Origin of the sequence: Desulfitobacterium chlororespirans DSM 11544, assembly GCF_900143285.1 — a bacterium.
GTDB classification, from domain to species: domain Bacteria; phylum Bacillota; class Desulfitobacteriia; order Desulfitobacteriales; family Desulfitobacteriaceae; genus Desulfitobacterium; species Desulfitobacterium chlororespirans.
The window spans coordinates 466,094-489,567 of the sequence record NZ_FRDN01000005.1 but is presented as its reverse complement, the minus strand read 5'-3'; the positions used below and the strand labels follow the sequence as shown (position 1 = coordinate 489,567).

Below are 23,474 nucleotides of genomic sequence, written 5' to 3'. Positions count from 1 at the left end.
CTCGACTGCTGCTTTCGCATTACCCTTCCACTTCACCTGGTATGTCCCATATTGGGTTTTCTCAAAGGTCACATCAGTGGGGTTGTTTGCACCGGGGTTTGTCGGTTGGTCCGGCTTATTCTCAGTTTCAATAGTCACCGTCTGGACCTCCACCCCGTCAATGAATAAGTCATAGTCTCCTGGTGCTGTAGTCGCTTGGAATACTGCTTTGTTCAGTGAGCCGTTAGCTTTGTATGCTGTTACTCCGCTCTGCTTTAGCTCGACTGCTGCTTTCGCATTACCCTTCCACTTCACCTGGTATGTCCCATATTGGGTTTTCTCAAAGGTCACATCAGTGGGATTCTTGGTATCGGGTGACTCCCCTTCCCCCGGAACGCTCGTTGAATTTGAAGCGGTTAACATTACGCCAGATCCAATTCCTGAAACAAATATTTCATATGATCCAGAACTAATGCTGCTTGCGAACACCGCCGCATTTAGAAATCCATTTGCTTTATAGGCAATAGCCGCCCCGTTCTGTAGCGTTACGCTCGCGAGCGAAGGTCCCTGCCAAGTCACCCTGTACGTCCCGTATTGGGTCTTTTCCCAGCTTATATTAGTTGGGATATTGGTGGTAGAAGTGAAGTTTGCCTTTAAGGTTATATTTTGTGTTACGGAAAATGTGTATGATGGATCGGTAGATAAAATAATGGTGCCATCACTATTCGTCCAGTTTAAAAAGGCATATCCTGATTTAGGAGTTGCAACTACTGTTGCCTGGGTATTGATACCGAATGTTCCCCCACCCGTTGCTGTTCCGCCTGTAGAAACCTCGACTTTGACAATGTAGCCATTCTTGACGAATTGAGCCGTAATTGTGCGGTTAGAGGTTGCCGTGAAAGTTAAGGAAGGATCTGTTGATAGAGTTGTGCCTCCTTCTACCCATTTTACGAAACTATATTCGGGATCTGGAGTTGCTGTTAAGGTGACTGTATCTCCGGGGTTATAAATTCCTCCTCCGGTTACTGTTCCATTACCGTTTTTGTTTACCGTTATTGAGTAAGAAGTAGGTATACTCCCCCCCACAGTTACCATACAAGAAGCCGTAAAGTTTCCGTCTTGCGTTGTGACCACAATGGTTGTTGTCCCATTACCAACGGCCTCAACTAATCCTGATGTCGAAACCGTTGCTACGCTGGGATTGCTGCTTGAATACGATACATTTCTGTTGCTTGCATCCGCTGGAGTTATTGTTGGAGTTAATTGTTGGGTTTCATCTATTTCTAGCTCTATTGTCGATGGAGCAAGTGCGATTCCAGTAACACCTATATAACTAGAACTAAAACTATCTCCGTATAAAGCCCAAATAGCATTAGCTCCTCCAAGAAAAACATCACCGTTTTGGAGAGTTGTGACAGCATTGATGTTAGCTGTCCCTCCAGGCCATGCCCCACTGGCTACACTCTCACCTGTTGGTGTCAGGACCTGCCAATTACCACTATCTCCTCCCAAAAATATATTGCCATTTGAAAGAGTTGTAGCAGTATTGATGTGAAGTGCCGATCCCGCATACCATACTCCATTTAATTTATTTTCGCCCGTTGGTGTCAGGATCTGCCAGTTGCCCTTATCCCCTCCAAGGAAAATATCGCCATTTTTGAGAGTTGTAGCTGCATTGATGTCATTTGTCCCTCCAGGCCATGTCCCACTGGCTACATTTTCACCGGTTGGTGTCAGGGTCTGCCAGTTGCCATTTGCCCCTCCAAGTAACACATTATTATTTTCGAGAGTTATGGCAACATTGATGGCAGATGCCCCTCCGGGCCATGTCCCACTAGCTACATTCTTACCAGTTGGTGTCAGTATCTGCCAGATTCCTTTGCCTCCTCCAATATACACATTGCCATTTTCGAGAACTGTGGCAGTATAGAGGGTAGACGTCGACCCTCCAGGCCATGTCCCACCAGCTATACTCTCACCAATTAGTGTCATGATCTGCCATTTACCACTACTTCCCACAAGTAACATATTACCATTTTCGAGAGCTGTAGCAGCATTGATGCCATATGTCCCTCCGGGCCATGTCCCACTGGCTATATTCTCACCCGTTGGTGTCAGGACCTGCCATCTGCCGCTGTTCCCTCCAATGAATACATTGCCATTTTCGAGGGTTGTGGCAGCATTGATGGTAGACATCACCCCTCCGGACCATGCACCTATTGACTCACTTGTTGTTTTTGTAATTTGGTATTTGCCGTCGACTCCACCAAAGATTATATTATCATTTTGTAGAGTTGTGATAAATTTGATCTCAACTCCTCCGAACCAAACGCCATTTGATACATTTCCACCAACAAACGTCACAATTTGCCACTTACCACCTGCCCCTCCAAGGAAAATATTACCGTTACCGAGAGTTGTGACAGCATTGATGTCATTTGTCCCTCCCGACCATGTCCCATTCGTTACATTCTCACCTGCTGGTGTCAGGATCTGCCAGTTGCCATTTTTCCCTCCAAGTAACACATTACCATTCTGGAGAGTTGTTACAGCATAAATGTGAGATGTTCCCATATTCCCATTGGTTACATTCTCACCGGTTGGTGTCAGGGTCTGCCAGTAGCCATTAGCCCCTCCAAAAAAAACATTGCCATTCTGGAGAGTTGTGACAGCATAAATGTGAGATGTCCCTCCGGGCCATGTCCCACTGGCTACATTCTCACCTGTTGGTGTAATAATCTGCCATCTGCCACAATACCCTCCAATGAATACATTGCCATTTTCGAGAGTTGTGACAGCATAGATGTGAGATGTTCCACTATTCCCATTGATTACATTTTTACCTGCTGGTGTTAGGATCTGCCAGTTGCCATTTTCTCCTCCAAGAAAAACATCGCCATTTTTGAGGGTTGTAGCTGCATTGATGTCATTTGTCCCTCCCGACCATGCCCCATTGGTTACATTTTCACCGGTTGGTGTCAGGGTCTGCCAGTTGCCATTTGCCCCTCCAAGTAACACATTACCATTCTGGAGAGTTGTTACAGCATTGATGGCAGATGCCGGCCCTCCGGACCACATATTACTCTTCATCCATGATATCGGCTCCTCGGCTGCCTTAGCTATAGGTACATTTACCAACGGAACGATTACATTAATCAATAGAAAGACTATCAAAAATAATGACAATCGACTTGCTTGGGCCTTTCTTTTCATAAATCATTCTCCTTTCAAACTTAGCTCCGTACATAAACCGTTGAGGCATCAACCTTCTTAACAATAACCTTCAGCTTACTAGGAATGAAACTCAGAATATCTGGCATTTGCATTAAATGAATAGTGGTTACCAGATTGACCTCAACCGGCTGCCCGTAGGGAACAAACTCACTCGAGGGGCTTCCATAAATTTCATAGTCACCTATTCCGTAGGTTGCAAACTTCGATTTTAAATCATTGGCAATCGTGCTGTTCATTTGCCCATGCTCAGCGACTTTTTGAATCCCATAACTTGCAATCTGCTGTGTGTGAAAAACATTTTGCCCTATAATGATGATGTTCGGCAGGATAAAGGAAAGAATGATAATCGTAACAATAAGTAGATAGCTCCATTCAATAGACTGAAAACTGCCCGTTTCATCATTTAGGAAACGCTTAATAGAACCTTTCGAGTGCCGCATTGACCTCTACCTCGTTTCCAATTGTCGCATTGCCTATCTTTATATACTCGAATGATGTTAACGCCAAAACAATAGTTCCAACAAACAATGCGAGCACCACACCGCCAATTGTAAGTGTCGATGCTTCAAAAACCTCAAAACCAGACTCATCAAAAAACCAACTTGCTATCTGACGCATAATCATGGCAGCACATTTATGACATTAATGTGCTGCCGCCCCTCCCCCTCGAATTATTGAATCCACCCTTGAGATTGATAATCACCAATGTTAGATGGACTAAAATCGGCAACCCCACCAAGAGAATCCCCCGCTGAACTCCAAAGAGAACTCATAAAGAAAACCCCAACTGCAGTGACCCCAAGGGCTAACAATACACCGCCCTGAGTTAATCCAAACTTTTCAAATACCTCGAATCCATCTTCATTTCTTAACCAGTTACCAACTTTTTTCAACATCTAATTTTCCTCCTTAAGATACCTATTTTTTAATCTTTAGGTTCTACATCAACATCACAAAGCTTGAGCCGATAATCACTGTCATATAAACAGCTATCATACCTACTGAGACGAATACCGGTATCCTTGCCTCGACCTTAAGCCTGTTTATTTTTTCATCAACAACCTGTTCGGACATTTCTGTTAAGGATTCACGTAATCGAAGGTTTAGGGTTGTTTGGTCGCTTCCAGCGTGTTTGATAGCAAGCTGCACGTTATTAACAAACCGATCCACATAAGATTTTTCCATAGTCTTGCCAAGCTCATGCAACGCCCGTGTTGTGCCTTTCGTCTCTATATCAGAGTCGAATTTGTTCAAGTAGTATGATAGTGCCTTAGCTCTGCTAGAGCTATTACTTATTGCCTTTTTTAAGGCTTCATCAGGGGTTAAGTTTCCTGACACTTGCATGAGGTATACCGTTGTAAAACGAGTGAATTCTGCTAGTAACTGCTCATCTTGCTTTTTTTGCTTCGCCTTTAGATTTGATAAAGGAGCACGGTACATATATAGTCCTGCGGCTACCCCTGCAAAAGTTATAATATGCTGTTTATCACCTCCTATTATCAGTCCAATTACCATAAAAAAAAGAGGATAAAGGACTGCGTTAGTTAGTTGCGCGATCTGTACATCCTCTGGACGCGAATCATATTCCCCCGCCTTTATCAACTGGTCCTGGATATCATCATAATGGCTCTTGCTTGTCGGCCTAATTTGTTGAAGCCGAGAATACAAAGGATACATCAATTGATGAACTATGGACTTGCTGATAATCCTGTCAGCTTTAGCCGAAAGCTTTCCTTGCTCTAAGAAATCTCTGGCGGCAAACTCAGTCTTAGGAGGGTTTATAATACGATTGAACATCCAAAAAAGAATACCCGCCAAAACAACGATCAGATACTTTAATTCCGGCATTTTTCTCCTCCTTTGTTTCCATCTCTAAAAATAAAAACAAATAAAAAGGGAACCACAGCAAAACTAAAGCAGACTAATCGGCTTTGGTTTGCACTGTAGTTCCCCTACCTATGCAGACTATGAACTTTGTTCAATATCTACATTATCAAATACTTCCTCTTGTGTCAAGATTAAAATTGTGTTAAAATAAATTTTTTGCCTGTATTTTTTTGAGCGTTGCCCATGTTGTCCAACCACTGATCCCAATGACAGCAATATTTAAGCCTTTTTGTATTATTGTCCCTTTTATCGGAACGGTATCAGGTAGCATAAACGAGAAAGAAGCGACCATAACCAGAACCAGTACAAACATCATTTTCATTTCAGATTTGCTCATCGCAATTTCTCTCTTAAGACGATTAGCCTGTTTCTGTTGCCGCCGAATCGTATCTGAAGCATCAGAAATGATCTCCCGGGCCTTTTCTTCAGTCTCTTCGGCAACCTCTAAAATGATATGAAAATACTCAAGTTGTGCAAGTCCTAATTCTTCCGGTATCCCCTCTAACGCCCGTTTAAGAGGCATTCCGGTCTTTTCAACTTTCTCAGTGACCTTCTCATACTTCTGTCTTAAGGGCTGCTGCATGTATGGCACAGCTTGTTTTAATGCGTCAAATATCGGTATATCGGAATCAATCTGCTGCTCCACAGCTCCAAGGGCTTGATCAGCGCGCGTCGGCAATTCGTCAAAGTACAATTCTTCTTTCTGAGAGAGTTTGTAGTAAGGATAGAACATCCCGGCGGCAATACCAGCAACAAGTGGAACCCAAGTCTTAAAATAGAATGCGGCAACTCCCCCTATAACGACTCCTACCATTAGCATAAACTCAAGATAGTTGCGTCCTACTGTCCAGCCGACCCTCTCTGCTCTCTTGTTAAAGCTGTTTTCTTTTTTAGTTACATCAACTTTCGGCGGGGCATTTTCCTGTCGAGCAACAAGTATTGCGAGTGGAGTCTTTTTGGTCCGTTTATAGATTTCATAGAACACATAAGCCAGTACTATGCCGCCTAATATGAAGAAGATCTGATAGCTCAACACGCTTTATCACCGCCAACTTGTTCAGTATCGTCTTCATCTTCATCAAGTTCAAGCTCGAATTCCCATTTTGGAGGCGTTTCTGGTTTTCTCATAAATCGTTTTACATCTATCGGATTAGCCCCTTCGTCTATACATAATTCGGCAATGTCGCGAGATATTTTGCCTGTCCGATAGTGCCGCCCACGAAACGTTCCGTCCTCATTACGTCCCTCAATAATATACTTAAACAAATAGTTAAATACTGGCTGGCCATCCTTATAATCAATTAATTCAATGATCTCTTTAGTCCGCCGCTTTTTATCGGCATATTCTTTCTGAAACACAATGATGTCAATACTTTCAGCAATCCATCGTCCAATGGCATCCGGAGGCATTTTTGAACCATGTTCTAACACCATGTTAATAAGCCTCTGAACAGCCTTTGGTGCAGAGCGTGAGTGCACAGTAGAAAATACCCTATGTCCTGTATTTGCGCCGTTCAGCATGTCATAAGCGGCCTTATCCCGTACTTCTCCATAGATCATGTAGATTGGCGTTTGACGTAATCCATTAATAGTAAGGCGGGATAAATCAAAGTTTTTACTTTCATCCATTGAGTTGAACTTGCACTCTTCTGTAATAATGTGTTTATGGGGGAATTTATGCCTTAAACGCATTTCTTCGGTATCCTCCATGACAAGGATACGCTTATCATCAGGGATAAAATCCGCATATGCCGTTAAAGCGGTTGTTTTGCCACTACCAGTTGGCCCCACAAATAAAATGTTTAAGCCAGAGCGAACTGCGAGTTGTATAAAAAGGTAGATTTCTTCGTCTATACTGCCTGATCGCAAGAGATCCTTCGGCATGAATGTATCTTTTGGGAAAAGGCGGAAGGAGATATATGGACCTCCTCCGCCTGTTGCGATAGGTTCTCTAACCATGTTCACACGGCCATCAGGGTATCGGACATTCGCCAGAGGTACACTTGTTCCAAACTGCTGGCTTCCGTTTCGTGCAATCTTTGTCGTTATTTCCATAACATGTTCTTGGGAACGAAAAGATATATCGGTCTCTTTGACTGAATCCCCGCCTTTTTTATAATACACATCAATAAGTCCCGTTATAGGGTTCAATCCATTAACCCATATTTCACTGATGCCAGGAACTTTATTTATGAGTTCATCAATAGGACCTAACCCTACGATTTCGTTAAGCATATACTCAGCTAACTGCTCATCTGAATCAAATCCTGAAATAACCCTCTTCTCTTTACGAATATAACTAAGAATGATGGGATAAAGGGTCTTGCGCATATTATGGTCAAACATAGATCCTTTAAGCTCAGTGGAATGATTCTCTGTTAAAAAATTGGCTATATCATCCCGTAGCTTTTCGATTTTTTGACGCTGCAGGTTTTCCTCATATTCGAGTTCATGGTCAGGAATAAGTTCTCGCCGTTTAGCCTCTTCTTCTTTTTGCTGTTGGTAGGCTATCTTATCAATACTGCCGGCCTTATCTTTTACCTGTATGGCTTTCTGAAATGCTTTTTGTCTTAATGCCAATACGTTGTCTTCTAAATCTATTGCCATTTTTTATCCTCTTCCTTTCATGAATAGTAATCCTGATTTTTTCTCTTTTTTCTCTTCGCCAACTAGGCCATATCGCCTAATAAAACTTCGGATTGGCTTCATGTAATCTTCTTGGTACTCCATTTTTAGATCTAATTGCAAAATACCAATGTCGTCACTGTATGGTAAGGCAAGACTGGGGGTTTTATCATAAAACTCTGAAATGTCTTGTGCACTTATAAGTTTTACTTTATTGACAATCAGCTCAAAGCTGTCGGCTGAGAGCTGGATGGCTCCAAAAGCTTGTGTAGCGATCTTAAAAAATCCTGATGTGGCAAAAGAATCATCAACAACCGCAAACCTTTCATCGGCTGCGAGTAGTGTAAGCATCGTATATAAATTATTGGGATTCGAGTTCAGATCCACGATTATGTGTTGGAAGCCAGCTCTTTTGCACTCAAAAAAAAGGCGGTCAATCGCTCTTTCATCAGGCAATTCCGGCTCTTCCTCATAACGTGCCGTAGCCTCTCTACATAAGACAAAAAGATTTGCCGGGACCTTCTTAAGCCGTTGTTTAGCCTGTTTATGCGTGTGTGGCAGATCGTCCTCCGCCATCTTAGCATTGGTAACAAAGTCCTCAATGTTTGCATCTTTCCCCAGCCTGGTAAGGTTTCTTAATAGGTTTTTTAGATTCCGTTCTGAGTGAGTTAAGGCCGTAGTTCTAGCAAGTTTGCTATATTCCCAATCAAATTCGATAAGCAACGTTTTCCGGTTGTGTTTCGCTAGCGTTACGGCTAAAGCACGGGCAAATGTACTGGCTCCGACATTCGGAATAGGTGACCATATTGCTGTTACGGTTGACCTAGAATCATCGACGTATTGGACAGGAACAAGCCCGGCTTTGATGGGCAGATCAAGATCATTGCCATTGGAATTACTGGCAGTAGGGGCGGTTGGAATATCTATATCCATAGCCTTGAGAAGCTTTTCTGATGCCGCCTTGTTATTTTTAGGAACATCCAAGGGATTTTCCTTATCCGCAAACCTAAAAAATCCTTTGTCTAAAAGCTTACGGATCAAAGGAGCATTTGTTTGATAGTCAGTGACATAGATGATGTCAAATGTATCTTTGAGAGCAAGAATTGTATGATAGATTAGTAACTCTAAACGGGCGTTAGTTTTGCCTTCAATATCATCACCTATAATAATTTTCTGGGTACTCGTTTCCCATGCTTTTTCCTCGACATCCTCTATATTCTCGATCTCTAACACTTCATCCGGCGATAGTCCTAGCTGTTCGATAATTTTGTTATTCAATCGTATATCCAATGTCGCAAATAGAACCTTTACCACCTAGTTCACCTCTCAAACTAAATTTGTTATTCCTTTTTTGGAGTTTCGGATTGGCTTTCTGTACCCGCATCAGTATCTTTATTCGCGTTTTTTGTCGATTGATCATTCTGTCCTTTATTCCTGGCCGTTTCGCTTAAAAGTTCTTGAAGTAATGCTTCGTTTTCTTTACTTAAATGACCATTCTTTTCTTTAATGGCTGTGAGCGTTGAAATAACTTCACTCTCAGCATAAAATTTCACCTTCTCATCAATAATTTGAAATAGCTCACCTTTGCTGGTTTGGAAATATTGTGGTTCAATAACCGAGTTTTCTTGGCTTTTTAAGGCTTCGAGCTGTGCGTCTGTCAATTTACCATCTTGTTTGAGCTGGGCAATTTCCTCTGGTGAAAACTGACTTAAAGCATAAATGCTGCCCTCATATTCTGATTTGTCCTTGAAATATCTTATCTGTCCAGTGGGGGCATCATAATAAACAATTTCACCGTTTGCAGTGGCAAGAATCCCGTTCTCTTCAAATAATGATTTAACTGAATAGCTCAGACTATCAATAAGAATCTGAGCAGCATTTTTTTGATACAAGTGACCTTCTTTTGTGGCTGGTTTTTCAAGCAGTGCATTTTGCAAGACATTCATTTGATCTTCAGTCAGCTTGCTACTAACCGCTGAGAGAACATCTTTAATGCTTTGGTCACTAATATCTTGATCTTTAGCAGCTTCCGTTTGGTCAGTTGCATCTGTGGAGTCTGCTGCAGACTCTTCATCCTCAATGCTATCTGCTGCTTTCACATTTTTGGGTAATGCCACAAGGTTTAGTGACCCCATAGCTTGAGCACGAATTAGGTAGCTTACCTGCTCCTCGTTGGCCTCAAAAACGAGAATTGTTGGCACTTGGTTTTTAGGCGTTGTGGCTGTTCCTTTTTTATTATCTTTATCCTCGCTTGAAGAGGCTGCATTTTTATCAATATTTACGACATCAGTACCTGTGCTGCTTCTCAGGGCTAAGATTTTCATCCGGTCGAACAAAACCCCCTCAAAAGGCTGATTAGACGGCGTTTTGGTCGTAAAGAAACGCACTTGCACGTCTTGATTAACTTCCAAGGAGTTTGCTACAGATTTTTCTAAATCAAGTTCTAGTGTAATCCCTAATTGGTTTGGCCCCAGCAGCATAGACACTTTTGTCGGAATATCATCAAGTTCTGAGACGGCCCCTTTCATGAAATATCCATTTTTAAGAATAGTAAACTGAGTGCCAACGTATTTCCCTATGATTTCGTTAGGATCTGTAATGACACCAGGAGGAATACCTTTAATTGGTATTGTTACCATTGCTATATCTGCCTCTTGTATTTGGGTGTGCTGAAACAAGTCTACTTTTGCAATGGGGACGGGTGTCGGCATTACTTCCGCTAACGTCTTCTTTTGTATACCCAGGTAAAACAAAAGTGTCACCAATATTGCTAATACTAGCGGGATGATAAACCCCGGAGCCTTTTTGCGCTTAACCACTGATTGTTTTGAAGCCATTACTTTACCTCCAAAATGGCAATTTTTTCGTTTTGTATTCCGTAATATTCTTCTACTGGGGCAAATTTACTGAGCAAGTTATATAAAAAGTATTGCCGCACGACTGTTGAGCGAATTGCAAGCATTGGGGGAACGCCTCCACGTCCTCCGGGTTGATACCCCGCTATTCCTGTTGGGTACGGAACGGAAAGTTCATTAATCTCCCTGCCGGATTGGCCATCGCCTACGGCAACCGTAATATACCCCTTGGTCCCATCGATTTCCTCAACTTTTCTTGTAACGGATTCGTCGAAAGTGGGCTGAATCGCTTCCGGATTGTATTGCACGACTGCATTATCCCTATAGATATCCAAATCCCGGAGAGAGTTCTTAACAACATTCGCCTTAATGGCAGCCTGTGCTGCGTCCCTTGTTGCTATATCTGCATCAGCAACGACCGTAGCATTAGCCATGTAATCACCTGTTAGCAAAAACAACGGGAACACAATAAATAAAAAAATTAATGACCACTTTACTGCAGCCATCTTAGAGCACCACCTTTGGTATTATGTTTAGCTATTAGAGAAGAAAATCTTATAGAAAAAATTAGAAAGAAGCTGCAGAGGTTTTTGATTTCTCCACTGTTCCAACTTTCGTTGATATCGAATCTCTGATTCGTAATACCAGTCTGTAAGATCCGTAATAAACGCTTCAAACCCTTGCCATTCCGGCGATACTCCTCCGGGAAACGGGTTTCTCGGATCGACCGTACGAACAACGAGATCATCATAAGGACTGCCCATGATAGTAATTTGCTGAGTTATGACATTCCCAAGTCTGCCGGTTACGCCCCCATGAGATGAGAATTTCAAATCAAATTGCTGGTTATCCGGGATATCAAAGCCAAAATACCAACGATTGAGTCCACCAAAAACATATCTGTTATCAATATCTGAAGGGGGCGTTTGGTGCCTGGTCCATCCGTTGGAATCAAATCTTGCATATGGAATAATCCAAGTCTGTCTTACTACCGGGACGTTGTATCCGACATAGAAATACTCTGTCCATGTTGATACGTTACCGTCTGGACTCACAAATACAAATGTTTTTTGGTACGTCTGTTCGTAGTAGTTCTCGTAAGCAACCTCGGTATCTACTAGAACCATATCATCGGTTGCCTGCGTGTTAAACGATTTATAAGCCTTCCAATCATCGGTAAGTGGACCGTCAATGTTCACACCCCTTATTCCAGTTGAGTATCGGCTACCATTCCAGGCTGATGGGTTGTTGTTTTCGTAATAAGTTGTTACTATCACAGAGGTTCCCTGTCCTGCCTTTACTACTTCTGGCTCTGGAATAGTTACGGTCATCCAAGTTCGTTCATAATAAGCTCCGCTATACTCATACCACGTCCAATGCCCGGATATATCCTCACTAATATTCGGAGGAGGCGGCGGTGGGGGCGGTGGTGGAGGAGGAATAAACTGATCCAAGCTCGCATAACGTGTTTTCATGTCTTGGATATCTTTCGAACCAAACCCAATGCTGCCAGCCTTTTGATCGATTACCGGATATATAGTCGTGGGAGTGCTTGATTTATCCCCAAATGTTTCTAAAACATCCCCGGTGTTTGCATTATAGATCTCAATCGTGGCACTAAGGCTTATGCTTTTAAAATTAGACATAAGCAGGCTTGACTCAGAAAAACCCGCATCTAAGAGATCTTGTGCAGTCACTGTATACATATCAATTATTGTTTCCCCTGGTGGAGGAGCAGTCAGGGACGGCTTAAACTGGAAGGTTGCAATAGGGTTTCCAGCTGTATCCCGGAGAGTGATATAGTAAAATGTTGTTCTATACCTGATCCCGCTTGTAGCACCTGTTGACGAGATGAAGTAGTTTATCTCGGTAAGAGATCCGTCTTCAACATAAATCTTTATTGGATCGTCTGGCATCGGGCCGGGCCAAATAACATTGGAAAATGCTATCACTTGAGAAGGGAACCATAAAAAATTAAGCACCCCTAAAAGGAGTGCAAAAATAACTATTGTTTTTTTCATCATTCTTTCCCCCAGCCGCTCAGTATAACAAAGCTGCCAAGAATCGTTCGTGGGATTCTATCTTGCGCGTTATTGGTAAAAAAAGCGACAGTACTTAGTCCAATCTCTGCGTCCCCCTGGTACCAAGTGTTTGGTTCCAGCTTAAAGGGATTATCCGAAGTGCTGTAACGAACCTTAAGCTTACCCCTTATAATAGTCTTCCCGTACAACGATGCAAAGCGGGCGGAATAGCTTGCCGTGGGAGCCGGGGTAAACTCCCACTCGTTTGTCCTTAACTTTCTCTCAATATGCGGCCCCATATTCTCGATGTAGCCATCAACGACTCGCTTAAAAGAGGCATCTTGATCATAGGTTCCTGTTGGCTTCTCTACAATATCGTTAGATTCGACCACATTTGTATATTTGTAACCAATCAGCCGGTCAATATCTGCTTGACTCAAGTTATCTGAAGGATGAATAGTCCCTTCATAAGGCGAGCCATCAGCAATAATGGGGTATGAACTTTCATTTTGCATGGCACCCAAAGCGGGTTGACCAGCTTTTGTGTACTGTAAGGACTCTCCAAAAGAAAGACCTTTTGAACTTGGCGGCGTTACCGCTGGAGTTGAGTTTTGAGGAGGCGGAGTATAAGCCTGTTGTCCTTCACTAGACCCAGAGTTTGCAGATCCGCTATCTGGTTTCTTTTCGTTTGAATTTTGGTTACTCGAAGGCTTATTAGTTGAAGGTGTTGCAGGAGTTTCAGGGCTTTGTTCCGGCGTTTTTTCTTGCCCCGAGGGGTTTTCCTTAACAACGTCATCCTTGACGCTTGTACCATTGTTTTGGGACGTATCATTATTGTTATTCAGAGGTTGGGAAGGCAGGATAATCGGCCCAGGTTTGTATTCGTCTTCCGGTTTCTTATCATTTTTTGTATCTGTTACGGGCGGTTCAGGCTGCTTAATCTCTTCTTGCTTATTTTCTTCCAATCCTTTCTCATCCTTCTCTGATGGAGATGGCTCTGGCGTTGATCCCTCTTCATTCCAGGAATAATTAAGGGTGGCAATATTATTTTTTTGTTGGTATTCCTGGTATTTTAGGATACCAAAGTTCACTGCTACCAAACCAATTACTGATGCCAACACAACAATGCCAATTAGTTTTAGTTTGTTTTGCATTAAGTATTCACTCCTTGATACTTATTCCTCACAATTACGCCGTGGAGATCACTACTTTTTAGGGTAGAAACGGCACTGCTCCCTTTCTGCGATGTGTTTCCCTTGCTCCTCCGACTTAACTGTAGGGGTATGACTTTGACCTACTGCCTGCTTATTTCCATTATTACACAAAAAAAATAGTTATTGAAGAGGCTTTTTCGGCCTAAGAGACAAGTGTGATCTTTTTGCCCCGGTAAGGAACGGCTCTTACAAATCGTTCAACCTCTTCTTGTTTCACTAAATATTCTACTTGCACATTCATCCGGGATTCTTGGGTCTTGCACCACTGCTGGGAAAAAGGCCATTCTTTGTCCAGATCGTCAAGGAATTTTGATATGGCCTCAGGTGGCCCAGCAAGACTATATTCCACGGTCACTCGGGCGATCCTCTTTTTCCCATTGCTTACTTCGTATTTGACGTCTGGGTAATTTACGGCTAATTGGCTAAAAGTCATATCCCCTCCTCCTCTCTGTCACAGCATTAAAGTACGAAAATAACAATTGCAATAACATTACTAATTGCGATAGGCAAGGCTCCAGGCATTCTTCCAATTTCTCCTCCTGCCTTAAGATTTACTAGGTATGCAAGCGGCTTAAATCCACTTTTATAAAAGGTAAAGGCGTGTCCGGCAAACAGGTAGATTATCATGTTAATGCCAAGATAGAAGACTACGAAAAGAGGATTAGCGGAATTCAGGAGAACTGCTGAGAGTAAGCTTGAAGCGATGAATAGCTTAGAGTCTCCAGGAGACCAAGTCCTCAGCTTTTCTGGCAGAATTCCGAAGAAAAATGTGCAGAGAAGATAAATTAAATTTGTCTTTATATCAATTGCCCACAGCATGAGTCCAAGAGCAATTAAAAAGGCCGGTATCGTGACGATGATTTTTATTTTGTTCCACTTTAAATCTGTGTAAATAGTGATCCCGTGTAGGAGAACTATTAAAACAAGTGCTATCTGCTCCATGGTATCAATCCCTTCAACCACCCCACTACGCCAGGCGATGCGGCATTTGTTTTACTCGGCTTTGCTTCTTGTGAAAAAATCGGGTTAGCTAACCCAAGCTTTTGTAGCACTTGGTCTATCCCGCTTCTAAAGCTCGGGCAGTTATTATAAGCAAATCCGTGTGCCTCTCTTATTTGAGCAACCTTCTCATCATAATGAACCTCGGCTACTGTTTGCGTCGAGGAACCTGTCTCACCGAATGTAGTAACAATGTTTTTTACTATCTGGCCAGCGGTCTTTTGCTCTGGAATCATATTGATAAAGAGAAGTAATTTATCTCTGTCAATTCCTAATGAAACCAAGTCTTCTTTGTAACGATAATTGTTTTGTGCAGAAACATGATTCGCTGTAGTTACAATGATAATTTTATCCGATATTTGTAGAGCTGCTTTGGTCGGTTCACTTAGATCAACACCGCTATCAATGATAATAATGTCGTATAGAGTGTTCAGAGAATTGATGATTCTTTGTACAACCTGACCATCCAAGCGGTCAAGGTCGGAAGTGCTTGCTATGGCTGGGATGTAATGAAGGCCGTTCTCTTCATTAACCGCAACAAGGCTCTTTAGTGCTTTTGTGCTAATCGAACGATTTGTTTTAATCCAGTCCGTTACTGAAATTTCTTTTGTCTGCCCTAAGGCTTGAGCTACCCCGCCATATGGAATATCTAGATCTAAAAGAATCACGCTACGCCCTGTTTTTTTTGCTGCAATAGCTAAATTCAAGGCTGTTTCGGTTTTGCCAACTCCGCCTTTCATGCTTGAAATTACTACAATCATCAAACATGGCGCATTCCTCCCCCATCCTCTATAGGAGGGGGAGGAATGCGCCCGTCCCCCCTTTCGTTTTTAAACTACTTTCTTTTGAAACCAATTCTGCACAAATAATGCTCTGCAGTCTTCTGACTTAGCATTCTGAGTGATTCGCCGATTGTCGTAGTCAAAACGGTGCAGACTTAATCGTCCTTTTGTCGTACCGCCGGTGCGATAGAACTTGCCGCGATACTCAACAACCGTGTTTTTCTTGTAGCCCAATGCGACACTGCCTCCGTAAGGTGGTCTGATACCTTCTTTCTGCGGCTCTAACCGGTGCAATTGCCGTCTTGGGTTCTCCGGCCTGCGCCATACGCTGAAGCTGGTTACGCTTTTGTCTTGGGTTCCAAGCGCGGAGATACATAAGGCTAATCCATCTACCGCCTGGGACTCGAAAACATGGGCTTTCTTTTCACCTATCTTGGTTAACCCATATTCTGCCCGCACTTGGGCGGTGTCCTCCGGATCACATAGGCTCAGCTCTGTTTTGCTCTCTAACCAGCGATAGAGCTTTGTTTTCCCTACCATGGCCCAGGTCCAGTATTGACGGCCTTTTTGTCCTTTGAGACGGTTGCCGTCGATTTTGACATCCTCCACAACAGCTTGACTGATTGGATAGATGGCCAGGAGCTGCTTTAGAAACGTTATCCGCATTTCCACCTTAGCTTTAATGCTGGGTGGCAGCCAATCTTTCCGGTTCTTTCGGTTATTAAACCGGGCCGGTCGCCGCCTAGTCTTACGGAACCGTCTGGCTCTTCTCATATTACGCCGCTGTTCCAGTTTCTTCTTGATTCTATTTTCAACCACCAGCATCCCGGATGTTTGCATTTGCTTTTCGCTGGCTACACAAAACCCATCGTATTTAGCTCCGGGGTCATATCCCAATACCAGCGGTTGTGTATGTTTACTGGTTGACGTAGTGAGTTGGATATAGAAGATTCCTATCTTGGTCCATTTCTTGACAGCTCCACCGTTTTGCAATAGCTTCCGGGCTTTGACCGGTGAGCATGGCATCAGCGGGGTGCCGTCTTGATGTATGACCGGTATTTTTGCGCTTATTTGCACGGTATTCGTGCCTCCTTTTACAGAGTTGAGTGTCCCTCGACAAAGCAAGCCAGGCTTAGATTAGGTTAAAACCTATCGTGGCATTTAGCGGTTCTGCCGAATTTCCCCAGGCTGGGACATGTACCTAGGAGGTTCTTTTAGCCCGATTCGCGTAGCCCCCTAAGAGGCTGAGTCTAGTCAACTTGTTACCCTTGCCCCCGCCGGAGCAAGCCCCTAACTTTAGTCAGGGGTTATTGACGCTTGAAATTATTACAATCATCTCATTTTCCTCCTTTTCCTTTTTTCTGTATTTAACACAGAAGTTAAGTTACTAAGTAATCCGCCTGTTTTATTTCTCAGTTTGTCCATGGGGTTTATCGGCGTGGCTGGATCGAGTCCAAATGAACGCATGATCATATTTATCCCTTGAGAAAATTTATGTTCTGGTCTTTCCTCATAAAGGATTGCACTTTTATTCCGGCACTGCCGGACCAGATCATCATAAGGGGCGTATCCGATTATAGGTACTCCTGTTTGGGGGTTATCCTCAAACACTTCGGCTATGTGCTGCTTGGATATATCTTCATGCCCCGGAACCATATTGAGGAAAAGCGACATCTTATCCGGGTTTACTCCATATAATTTGCATAGATCTTCTTTGTAGGCGTGTGTTGCGGAAATACTAACAATGTCATGGGTACAAACAAAAATAACCTCAGAGGCTATAGTTATCGCCGCCAAGGCTGACTCAGTAAAATTTGAAGTATCCACAATAATTATGTCATAGTATTTTCTTAAAGCGTCGAGCATAATTTCCGCTTGCCTTCGCTGAAACTCCAGACCATCTTTAATTTTCAATGCCATAGGAACAAAATCAATGCCATAAGCCTGAACTGTCTTGCTTCTCACAGCTTCTTCGGTAATTACTTTGCTTTGTGTAAGCCAGTCACCCAAGTGGGCATCCGGAGCAATATTCAACATACGGGCTATACCACCATAAGGGAAATCAAAATCCAACAAACATATTTTGGCACTCTGAATATGCTTACGGAAGGCCATTGCCAGGTTAATTGCAATATCTGTCTTACCTATTCCTCCTTTTGAACCACTGATAACTATAATTTTTGCGGCAAATACTCTGTATTCTGTCCGCACTTTTCGCTCCCTGCCATTCCAAGGAGGAGAAGCAAGGGACGCTGATGCTGTCGGTGTTACCCGGTCCGATTCGGTAGACGGCTCAATACCGCTAATCTTTGGTTTTTCTGCTTCATTCAGATTTCCTTTGATATCGTTAACCTCTACATTGTAGTCCGCATAACTTTTCGAAATTCTTAGCCAGTTTTGTAAATCGTCAAGATCGTATTCATCACGGAAATACATATCGTAAATTGATAGTGTCAGCAGTTTAGATATAAAGTTTTCGTCCTTCTCTAAGGGCTTTTGAAAGATAATAATAAGGCGAAGGTTGGGTAAATTCTTTCGGACAACACCAAGTGATTCGATGATTTCTCTTTTTTCCATTACACCGGCTTGCCCATCTACGATGGCCACTTCTGCGTCCGTTTGCTTTTTCTCTGAATAGTCCGCAAACTGAGAAAGCGAATAATCCCATTGCTCAACGGTATGCCCAACGCTTTCTAAAATGTATTTCAACTGTTCGACGTATTCTTGTTCATAAACAAGATGAATTTTCAAGATTGACTGCCCCCTTTCTTTTTCTAACAAAAAAAGCAGTCCATTTCAGACTGCTTTTTTCTCTATTTCTATATTTTAAGGATGCATTGCCATGTCGTTAGTCGCGATCAAGTAATCCTCATGCATTATTTTTTCATCCCGACCGGTGTCTATTGACCGCCTCACTGCTCTTTTAGCTGCGCTATTGGTTAATCCCTCAAGATAAGCGCCGGTTAAGCCTTCAGTTCTTTTAGCAATCTCCCTTAAGTCCACATCCATACCAAGAGGTTTCTTCCTCGCGAAGAATTCCAACAGGTCCAGCCGTTCCTTTCCATTAGGAGCCGTAATTTCGATTTTTACATCAAATCTTCCCGGTCGCAAAAGAGCATCGTCGAGAACATCAAGCCGGTTGGTAGCTGCTAAAACAAAGACCCCTTCGCGTTTTTCAAAACCATCCAGCTCAGTGAGTAGGAGGTTAAGGATTATATCGCTGGGTCTGTTCATATTTCTACCATCTCGCTTAGCTCCGATTGCATCAATTTCATCAAAAAAAATAATTGATGGTGTCTTACTCCGAGCCTTTTTAAAAACGTCTTTTACGGCTGCTTCGGTGGTTCCTACAAATTCTCCGACTAGAGAAGTTGCATTTACCAAGAAAAACTCTGCACCAAAATACGAAGCGGCTGCACGGGCAAGAGCCGTTTTACCTGTTCCGGGTGGACCATAAAGGATTAATCCCGAAGCTGGTTTAAGGTCATATTTCTTAATTTTATCGGGATATATCAAAGGCATTTCAATAGCGTCTCTCAATTCACTTTTAGCTTTTTCCATCCCAACAATGCTATCAAGTGCATTGAGGTCTCTTTTCTTGGTCTTAGAATCCTGGTTAATATGGCTAAAGGCGTTTGAATGTTCGTATGTATCGCCTTGTGCCTGCTTAGCCCTAGCACCTTGAACGCCACTAACTCTGTTATCCTGCTCCTCAGCTATCTTTTTCATTAGCTTGGGATTCTTTCTCTGAATGGGTATCCATGCGAACTTATATATCAAATAGGATAAAACCGTTGCAAGTAAGATTAACTGCCATAGGGGCAAGGCTAAATATTCTCGAACCTGTTGAAAGAAAAGTAGCACATAGGGAAGCAAAAACCAAGGATTAAGGGTAAGTATTTTAGCTAAGGGAGAAATAGCTATTAAAAACATAGATACATAATATAAGATAACCACAGCAATAATGACTTTAATACCAATCGTAAACACTGCAAGTCCAAGATCTAGCGTCCCGAATATAAACTCTTCAGAAGTAAAAAAATCAAAGACCTTATCAAACAACCTTTACCCCTCCTTATACCATATTTTCCCAAATAAAAAGGGTAGGCTTCGCCCACCACTTATTTGTGTTCATTTTAACCTCTATTCTGGGATTAGTCAATATTTGACTTGAAACTTTCTAAAAAATTTTTTTCGCTCAGCTGTGTTCTCCTCCTATTGCCATTAAAACCATTGACAATTATATCATATACGATATAATAAGGATGTGCAAAAGGAGGGTGCGAAGTATGTGGAATATTATCTTTTATGAAAAAGAGGACGGCACAACACCTATTCAGGAATTTTTAGATAAGCTACCCGTAAAACACCACGCTAAAGCTCTCCGTGATATTGACCTATTAGAGAAGTACGGTACTTCGCTTACCGAACCGCATGTAAAGCATATCAAAGACAAGCTTTGGGAACTTCGTATTAAGTCAGCCAGCGACATTTCCCGTATTTTTTACTTTGTACCTGTTGGCAAAAACATCGTCTTGCTTCATGGCTTTGTGAAAAAAACACAAAAAACGCCGAATAGGGAAATTGAGACGGCAAACAATTATTTAGAGGACTACCAAAGGAGGAACAAGCAATGACTTACAAGGAATATAAAAAGGCTGCCCTTGCTGAGAATCCCGAACTCCTCAGGGAGTATGAGGCCCTTGCACCCCAGTATGATATCATTGACGCCGTTATTGCTGCACGTATCGAAAAACAGATGACACAGGCTGAGCTTGCAGAGCGTGCCGACACAAAGCAAAGCAATATCAGTCGTTTTGAAAGCGGAAATTATAACCCATCTGTTGAGTTCTTACGAAAAATAGCCGGGGCACTGGACAAGCAACTTGAAATAACACTTAAGTGACGCTCAGCGGGCCGTTGAAAGGCGGCCCGCTTTAACAAGATGAAATTTTTCCTTTTCCCGCCTTGAGCATGTAACCCGTGACCTTTTTGTTTTCAGTATCGCGTCAGTTTCTAGCACCCAAAAAAGACAGCCTTATAAGCTGCCTTTATGGTTGAATATCCTAACTTAGCACTTACCGTCTTATAATATTAAAACGTTCAGGTAGATTTGGATCAGCCTGTATCATACTCAAAACTCTTCTTGCAGGGCCATCTGGTGTGTTTCTACCACGTTCCCAAGCCTCCACAGTTTTGGGAGACACACCCATAAAACTTGCAAATACTGCTTGAGTCATATCCAGACTTCTTCGAATTGTCCTTATTTCTTCAGCCTTAAAAATCGGAAGTGGAGTTACTGAAAGTTTATTCCTACGAGCGTTAATCTTGCCATCAGTGTAATCAACTGCCTCTTGCAATCCTTTTATGATTCCTTTAGCCCCATTCTCTTCCATCACATTTGCGCCGTGGGGACCCCTGACTTCAGCCATGGGGAGGAAACAGCGCTTCCCCCCTTCTGATTTTAGAGTAGTGGTTTTTAATGCCGGTATACGGCCCGGAACCACTAAAACCGGTTGAGCGTCCCTCGACAAGGCAAGTCGGGCTTAGATAGGCTAAGCCTATCGTGACATTAAGCGGTTCTGTCGAATTTCCCCAGGCTGGGACATGTACCCAGGAGGTTCTTTTAGCCAGATTCGCGTAGCCCTCTAAGGGCTGAGTCTAGTCAACGTGTTTCCCTTGCCTCCGCCAGGACAAGCCCCTGCCTTTAGGCATGGGGTATTGACTCAAGTTTTGAAACAAGAATTTTACGACTGATTCTATTATATCGGAATATTCTACCAAATACTAGGGGTTTTGAATGCCCATAAAGCCATCCCCCGCCTGTGGAGGATGAATCGGCTCTCTACTTACCTCCGATAAACGAAAATAGACCGCTTCCCCTGCAAAAGTGATGCGGTCTATCCATCTAAACTTTTAAACTTTTAAGCCGACCGCTCTTCAAGCGGCTGTTACGAGGAACTATATTGACGCATGGTTCCTCTTTTGATTTTAGTATACCACATTTCTTTTAAAAAATAGCTACTGCCAGAGTTTTTCTATTAATTCACGCCACTTCCTCCCCAGGCTTTTATAGTTATTGCAATTTGCGGCAGGTGATTTAAAAACCAAATCACACCAAAGGAAATGAACACACCGACAATACCTAATCCCAATATCTTCTTACCAAAGAAGATCCCTAACATGATCAATACAAGTGACAAACCTATAGCCCATACAAAAAGCGGAACACTTCCATTAAGAAAAAGGCTATAACTATCGTTACCAAATTTCACAGCCTTTTCCCCTAACGCCTTAAAGTCAATTGGTTCAATTTTTTGTACTCCTGCTCCATTATTCTCTACCAAGGCCGAAAATGGGCCTGATGAAGATTCTGCTTCTGCTGGCCCCTCTGACTGGCTCTGTTCTTCTATTTGTATATCAGCCAATACTGGTAAACCTGTAAGAGTTAGTGAAAGGACAAGTAAGATTGCATATGTGAATTTTTTAAGCATTTTTTTGCACCACCTTTTTGTTTTTTATCGACTGAATGCCCAGAAAGGGCTGCCTTGTACCCCTCCGTTTGTTGATGACTCTCTAAGGATCAAACTTAAGTCCCATTCTTGCTCAGATCTCACGACAGAGATCGGATCATGAACCAATACCTTTCCCGCCTCTGTTATCCCCCTTAGAACGATGAAGTGTCCTCCGTTAGTGAAACTCCCTTTACCCATGCTGGCGACTATAGGACGGCCCTCTGAAAGGGCTTGTGCTATACTTGCGCCATCCATCCGGCTAATCGGTTGGACCCTAAGCCCCCAGTTTACACCGCCTGCTGTCATTAAGGCCCAAGCAGAACCGTTTCCTTCAATGCGATAGCCATTCCTTACAGACCAATTGGCTACGATATCCGGCGTAATGGCTTGCCCTGTCAGTCCGGACACGACCATAGCGAGACTTGTTGGGCCGCAGCCGCTGGAATAAATTGTTCCGACTTTCCCGTAAGGGAGCGATCCCCAACGTTTATCTGCTTGGCTATAGTACGGTATATTGGCATTTCCAGGCGGATATTCTTGCAGATCCCCCATGTCCATCACTGTGTCATAGATCTGAAGGTATTCTTCGGGGGAGTAAGCTATAGCAAGCTGTTGAACTAATTCAAACGTATCCTCGTCTTTTATCCCCCTCTTTTCACGCAAGTAATCCTTTAATGGAATATAGTAAGTATCCGGCGGGGTGGTATCCTTTAGCACCTCGCGGGTTACTGTTGCGTCTCCTGACGTGGTTGTGTCCCATTCGTACACAGGGATGTATGTCCCCTCAAATGTTTCTGCCATGGTAAGCAGTTGGACTTTTTCTTCAGATGTACTGGTTGATACGCCTCCTTTCCCATCAACTGACACAGTTACAGTAGTGATGATTGATTCCCGCCAGTAAAAGATTGGTTTTAAGGAATCAAATACCTTTTGCGGCTGGGGCTGGACATTCTGCTTGCTGTCCCATATCGCTTCGTCATTCACTACACGATCAACGGCCATTAAGATAGTATAAGGGAATTTGTAACGCTGAACCTGCTTCTTTTGTTCATCTGTCAAGCCATTGTCCCACGAGTTCGCTATTTTTTTATACCTAGTAAGCAATTCGGCATCTACCAAGGAACCTTCTTCTGCATAATCTGTTATTGTCAGCCCTAAAAAGGATTGGGTTTTCGCTAACTGCCCAAGTTGAGAGTCTGCGAGTGCTTCTCTTGGCAGCTCAAAGAGGATGATAAATGCAGAGTAGGCCAGAAGCAGGATGATCAATACCGGCACCCATAAGGGTGCCGTAGATTTTAATATCCTTTTTACAACTGCTTTCCCGGCTCTAATTGCCCGCTTTTTAGCATATTTCCCCAGCATC

General features: G+C 42.9%; 22 protein-coding genes. 2 read left to right on the top strand and 20 right to left on the bottom strand.

Annotation, left to right across the window (positions count from 1 at the left end):
* From BUA14_RS08245 to BUA14_RS08160, 17 genes are all read right to left on the bottom strand, one after another.
* Positions 1 to 3,192: InlB B-repeat-containing protein (locus tag BUA14_RS08245; RefSeq protein ID WP_143153439.1), on the bottom strand; the 3,192-nt coding region annotated here is incomplete at its 3' end.
* A gap of 20 nt (positions 3,193 to 3,212) precedes the next feature.
* Positions 3,213 to 3,653 carry a hypothetical protein gene (locus tag BUA14_RS08240; protein WP_072772148.1) on the bottom strand — a complete coding sequence of 147 codons (441 nt, stop codon included), beginning with the start codon at positions 3,651 to 3,653 and terminating at the stop codon, positions 3,213 to 3,215.
* A gap of 231 nt (positions 3,654 to 3,884) precedes the next feature.
* Positions 3,885 to 4,109, bottom strand: a complete 225-nt coding sequence (locus BUA14_RS08230; protein WP_018213679.1) for a hypothetical protein — start codon at positions 4,107 to 4,109, stop codon at positions 3,885 to 3,887.
* Between the two features lie 43 nt (positions 4,110 to 4,152).
* Positions 4,153 to 5,061: a hypothetical protein gene (locus tag BUA14_RS08225; protein WP_018213680.1), complete on the bottom strand. Its 909-nt coding sequence runs from the start codon at positions 5,059 to 5,061 to the stop codon at positions 4,153 to 4,155.
* A 181-nt stretch (positions 5,062 to 5,242) separates the two neighbouring features.
* A complete protein-coding gene (locus BUA14_RS08220) occupies positions 5,243 to 6,136 on the bottom strand; it encodes a type II secretion system F family protein (RefSeq protein ID WP_207649539.1) in 894 nt (297 codons plus the stop codon).
* Positions 6,130 to 7,707, bottom strand: a complete 1,578-nt coding sequence (locus BUA14_RS08215; protein ID WP_072772146.1) for a TadA family conjugal transfer-associated ATPase — start codon at positions 7,705 to 7,707, stop codon at positions 6,130 to 6,132. Before BUA14_RS08215 ends, BUA14_RS08220 begins: the two co-directional genes overlap by 7 nt.
* A 3-nt stretch (positions 7,708 to 7,710) precedes the next feature.
* A complete protein-coding gene (locus BUA14_RS08210; protein WP_072772145.1) occupies positions 7,711 to 9,039 on the bottom strand; it encodes a CpaE/TadZ family protein in 1,329 nt (442 codons plus the stop codon).
* A gap of 26 nt (positions 9,040 to 9,065) precedes the next feature.
* Positions 9,066 to 10,562, bottom strand: coding sequence for an RcpC/CpaB family pilus assembly protein (locus tag BUA14_RS08205; protein ID WP_072772144.1), 1,497 nt, complete (start codon positions 10,560 to 10,562; stop codon positions 9,066 to 9,068).
* Positions 10,562 to 11,086 carry a hypothetical protein gene (locus BUA14_RS08200; RefSeq protein WP_072772143.1) on the bottom strand — a complete coding sequence of 175 codons (525 nt, stop codon included), beginning with the start codon at positions 11,084 to 11,086 and terminating at the stop codon, positions 10,562 to 10,564. Before BUA14_RS08200 ends, BUA14_RS08205 begins: the two co-directional genes overlap by 1 nt.
* Positions 11,087 to 11,113: 27 nt before the next feature.
* Positions 11,114 to 12,604 (bottom strand): hypothetical protein, encoded by a 1,491-nt coding sequence (locus BUA14_RS08195; RefSeq protein ID WP_207649538.1) that lies wholly within the window; start codon positions 12,602 to 12,604, stop codon positions 11,114 to 11,116.
* Positions 12,601 to 13,755, bottom strand: coding sequence for a hypothetical protein (locus BUA14_RS08190; RefSeq protein WP_072772141.1), 1,155 nt, complete (start codon positions 13,753 to 13,755; stop codon positions 12,601 to 12,603). Before BUA14_RS08190 ends, BUA14_RS08195 begins: the two co-directional genes overlap by 4 nt.
* 202 nt (positions 13,756 to 13,957) lie before the next feature.
* Positions 13,958 to 14,248 (bottom strand): hypothetical protein, encoded by a 291-nt coding sequence (locus BUA14_RS08185; RefSeq protein ID WP_018213689.1) that lies wholly within the window; start codon positions 14,246 to 14,248, stop codon positions 13,958 to 13,960.
* A 26-nt stretch (positions 14,249 to 14,274) separates the two neighbouring features.
* Positions 14,275 to 14,757, bottom strand: a complete 483-nt coding sequence (locus tag BUA14_RS08180; protein ID WP_072772140.1) for a hypothetical protein — start codon at positions 14,755 to 14,757, stop codon at positions 14,275 to 14,277.
* Positions 14,745 to 15,575, bottom strand: a complete 831-nt coding sequence (locus BUA14_RS08175) for a CpaE/TadZ family protein (RefSeq protein ID WP_018213691.1) — start codon at positions 15,573 to 15,575, stop codon at positions 14,745 to 14,747. The genes BUA14_RS08180 and BUA14_RS08175 overlap by 13 nt, the downstream gene beginning before the upstream one ends.
* A gap of 69 nt (positions 15,576 to 15,644) precedes the next feature.
* Complete coding sequence (locus tag BUA14_RS08170) at positions 15,645 to 16,673, bottom strand: RRXRR domain-containing protein (RefSeq protein WP_242954593.1); 1,029 nt, start codon at positions 16,671 to 16,673, stop codon at positions 15,645 to 15,647.
* A gap of 255 nt (positions 16,674 to 16,928) precedes the next feature.
* Positions 16,929 to 18,347: a CpaE/TadZ family protein gene (locus BUA14_RS08165; RefSeq protein WP_072772139.1), complete on the bottom strand. Its 1,419-nt coding sequence runs from the start codon at positions 18,345 to 18,347 to the stop codon at positions 16,929 to 16,931.
* A 75-nt stretch (positions 18,348 to 18,422) separates the two neighbouring features.
* Entirely contained in the window at positions 18,423 to 19,658 is a 1,236-nt protein-coding gene (locus BUA14_RS08160; protein ID WP_072772138.1) for an ATP-binding protein, read from the bottom strand.
* Between the two features lie 227 nt (positions 19,659 to 19,885).
* Between BUA14_RS08160 and BUA14_RS08155 the strand changes: the two genes are divergently transcribed.
* The gene (locus tag BUA14_RS08155) at positions 19,886 to 20,233 is read left to right on the top strand and encodes a type II toxin-antitoxin system RelE/ParE family toxin (RefSeq protein ID WP_084078516.1); all 348 of its coding nucleotides are present in this window, start codon (positions 19,886 to 19,888) and stop codon (positions 20,231 to 20,233) included.
* Positions 20,230 to 20,502, top strand: coding sequence for a helix-turn-helix domain-containing protein (locus BUA14_RS08150; protein WP_072772136.1), 273 nt, complete (start codon positions 20,230 to 20,232; stop codon positions 20,500 to 20,502). Before BUA14_RS08155 ends, BUA14_RS08150 begins: the two co-directional genes overlap by 4 nt.
* A 172-nt stretch (positions 20,503 to 20,674) precedes the next feature.
* Here the strand turns inward: BUA14_RS08150 and BUA14_RS08145 are convergent, their stop codons facing one another.
* The 3 genes from BUA14_RS08145 to BUA14_RS27185 all read right to left on the bottom strand — a co-directional run bounded on the left by BUA14_RS08145 (position 20,675) and on the right by BUA14_RS27185 (position 23,473).
* On the bottom strand, positions 20,675 to 20,992 hold the full coding sequence (locus BUA14_RS08145; RefSeq protein ID WP_072772167.1) for a helix-turn-helix domain-containing protein: 318 nt from the start codon (positions 20,990 to 20,992) through the stop codon (positions 20,675 to 20,677).
* Between the two features lie 645 nt (positions 20,993 to 21,637).
* Positions 21,638 to 22,090 (bottom strand): hypothetical protein, encoded by a 453-nt coding sequence (locus tag BUA14_RS08140; protein ID WP_072772135.1) that lies wholly within the window; start codon positions 22,088 to 22,090, stop codon positions 21,638 to 21,640.
* 24 nt (positions 22,091 to 22,114) lie between these two features.
* Positions 22,115 to 23,473, bottom strand: coding sequence for a C39 family peptidase (locus BUA14_RS27185; protein WP_084078512.1), 1,359 nt, complete (start codon positions 23,471 to 23,473; stop codon positions 22,115 to 22,117).
* Position 23,474: the final 1 nt, after the last annotated feature.